The following is a 3,337-nucleotide window of genomic DNA, read 5'->3' on the forward strand; positions in this document are numbered from 1 at the left end:
TCATTGGCGATTGAGCCAGTCAGAGCGGTACGAAAGTATCGGCTGTCGTTCTTTAACAATCTGGAAGAAGTAAGTAATTTGGATAGCGGAAGCGTCTTGAGATGGACGTGGAAACTATCCGGGTTGTGATTGTATCGATGTATCTCAAGATGATTCGAACTTCATTGTTCGGCTCAATTGGAATACGGCACAACGCGAGAACTCAACCTGTAGCGACTGTCGCGAGACAGACTCGTTATAGGGTCAAGCGAACAAGTGCATGTGGTGGATGCCTTGGCGATCACAGGCGATGAAGGACGCGGTAGCCTGCGAAAAGCTACGGGGAGCTGGCAAACGAGCTTTGATCCGTAGATGTCCGAATGGGGAAACCCACTCCTTTTGGAGTATCCATGGCTGAATACATAGGCCATGCGAAGCGAACGCGGTGAACTGAAACATCTAAGTAACCGCAGGAAAAGAAATCAACCGAGATTCCCAAAGTAGTGGCGAGCGAAATGGGATGAGCCTTGCACTCTTTATTTGTATTGTTAGCCGAACGCTCTGGAAAGTGCGGCCATAGCAGGTGATAGCCCTGTAGGCGAAAACAGTATGAAAGAACTAGGTGTGCGACAAGTAGGGCGGGACACGTGAAATCCTGTCTGAAGATGGGGGGACCATCCTCCAAGGCTAAATACTCGTGATCGACCGATAGTGAACCAGTACCGTGAGGGAAAGGCGAAAAGAACCCCGGGAGGGGAGTGAAATAGATCCTGAAACCGCATGCATACAAACAGTCGGAGCCTCGCAAGGGGTGACGGCGTACCTTTTGTATAATGGGTCAGCGACTTACGTTCAGTAGCAAGCTTAACCGTATAGGGCAGGCGTAGCGAAAGCGAGTCCGAATAGGGCGTTCAGTTGCTGGGCGTAGACCCGAAACCAGGTGATCTATCCATGGCCAGGATGAAGGTGCGGTAACACGTACTGGAGGTCCGAACCCACTAACGTTGAAAAGTTAGGGGATGAGCTGTGGATAGGGGTGAAAGGCTAAACAAACCTGGAAATAGCTGGTTCTCTCCGAAAACTATTTAGGTAGTGCCTCGTGTCTCACCTTCGGGGGTAGAGCACTGTCATGGTTGGGGGGTCTATTGCAGATTACCCCGCCATAGCAAACTCCGAATACCGAAGAGTGCAATCACGGGAGACAGACATCGGGTGCTAACGTCCGGTGTCAAGAGGGAAACAACCCAGACCGCCAGCTAAGGTCCCCAAATATAGCTAAGTGGGAAACGAAGTGGGAAGGCTAAAACAGTCAGGAGGTTGGCTTAGAAGCAGCCACCCTTTAAAGAAAGCGTAATAGCTCACTGATCGAGTCGTCCTGCGCGGAAGATGTAACGGGGCTAAGCTATATACCGAAGCTGCGGATGCGTGCTTTGCACGCATGGTAGGAGAGCGTTCCGTAAGCCTGCGAAGGTGCCTTGTAAAGGGTGCTGGAGGTATCGGAAGTGCGAATGCTGACATGAGTAGCGATAAAGGGGGTGAAAGGCCCCCTCGCCGTAAGCCCAAGGTTTCCTACGCAACGTTCATCGGCGTAGGGTGAGTCGGCCCCTAAGGCGAGGCAGAAATGCGTAGCTGATGGGAAGCAGGTCAATATTCCTGCACCATTGTTAGATGCGATGGGGGGACGGATCGCGGAAGGTTGTCCGGGTGTTGGAAGTCCCGGTCGCTGCATTGGAGAAGGCGCTTAGGCAAATCCGGGCGCGCAATTCAAGGGTGTGGCGCGAGCTCCTTAGGGAGCGAAGCAATTGGAAGTGGTTCCAAGAAAAGCCTCTAAGCTTCAGTCTAACGATGACCGTACCGCAAACCGACACAGGTGGGCGAGATGAGTATTCTAAGGCGCTTGAGAGAACTCGGGAGAAGGAACTCGGCAAATTGGTACCGTAACTTCGGGATAAGGTACGCCCTTGTAGCTTGATGCCCCTGCGGGCAGAGGGTGAAGGGGTTGCAATAAACTGGTGGCTGCGACTGTTTAATAAAAACACAGCACTCTGCAAACACGAAAGTGGACGTATAGGGTGTGACGCCTGCCCGGTGCCGGAAGATTAAATGATGGGGTGCAAGCTCTTGATTGAAGTCCCGGTAAACGGCGGCCGTAACTATAACGGTCCTAAGGTAGCGAAATTCCTTGTCGGGTAAGTTCCGACCTGCACGAATGGCGTAACGATGGCCACACTGTCTCCTCCCGAGACTCAGCGAAGTTGAAGTGTTTGTGATGATGCAATCTACCCGCGGCTAGACGGAAAGACCCCATGAACCTTTACTGTAGCTTTGCATTGGACTTTGAACCGATCTGTGTAGGATAGGTGGGAGGCTATGAAACCGGAACGCTAGTTTCGGTGGAGCCGTCCTTGAAATACCACCCTGGTTTGTTTGAGGTTCTAACCTTGGCCCGTGATCCGGGTCGGGGACAGTGCATGGTAGGCAGTTTGACTGGGGCGGTCTCCTCCCAAAGCGTAACGGAGGAGTACGAAGGTACGCTAGGTACGGTCGGAAATCGTGCTGATAGTGCAATGGCATAAGCGTGCTTAACTGCGAGACCGACAAGTCGAGCAGGTGCGAAAGCAGGTCATAGTGATCCGGTGGTTCTGTATGGAAGGGCCATCGCTCAACGGATAAAAGGTACTCTGGGGATAACAGGCTGATACCGCCCAAGAGTTCATATCGACGGCGGTGTTTGGCACCTCGATGTCGGCTCATCTCATCCTGGGGCTGTAGCCGGTCCCAAGGGTATGGCTGTTCGCCATTTAAAGAGGTACGTGAGCTGGGTTTAAAACGTCGTGAGACAGTTTGGTCCCTATCTGCCGTGGGCGTTGGATATTTGAAGGGGGCTGCTCCTAGTACGAGAGGACCGGAGTGGACGAACCTCTGGTGTACCGGTTGTCACGCCAGTGGCATCGCCGGGTAGCTATGTTCGGAAGAGATAACCGCTGAAAGCATCTAAGCGGGAAACTCGCCTTAAGATGAGATATCCCTGGGGACTAGATCCCCTTGAAGGGTCGTTCGAGACCAGGACGTTGATAGGTCAGGTGTGTAAGCGCAGTAATGCGTTCAGCTAACTGATACTAATTGCCCGTAAGGCTTGATCCTATAACAAGTCTGCCTTGTAGATCGGCGCGGTGCGCAAGCACTGAGCAAGATCGAGGCGACAAGTTGGATTCTCGTGTGTGATACACACAACCTAAATTACTGCTTCTTCCAAGATTGGTCGCGTTGCGAAGCAGCGCGACAACCCTCTTTGCCTGATGACCATAGCGAGTCGGTCCCACCCCTTCCCATCCCGAACAGGACCGTGAAACGACTC

Annotated in this window: 1 rRNA gene; it reads left to right on the plus strand. The window is 52.6% G+C overall.

The features are described 5' to 3' along the window. The first annotated feature begins 241 nt into the window (after positions 1-241). Positions 242-3,123 (plus strand): 23S ribosomal RNA (locus DIE22_RS37655). Positions 3,124-3,337: the final 214 nt, after the last annotated feature.

Source organism: Burkholderia sp. Bp9142, from assembly GCF_003853415.1.
GTDB lineage: Bacteria > Pseudomonadota > Gammaproteobacteria > Burkholderiales > Burkholderiaceae > Burkholderia.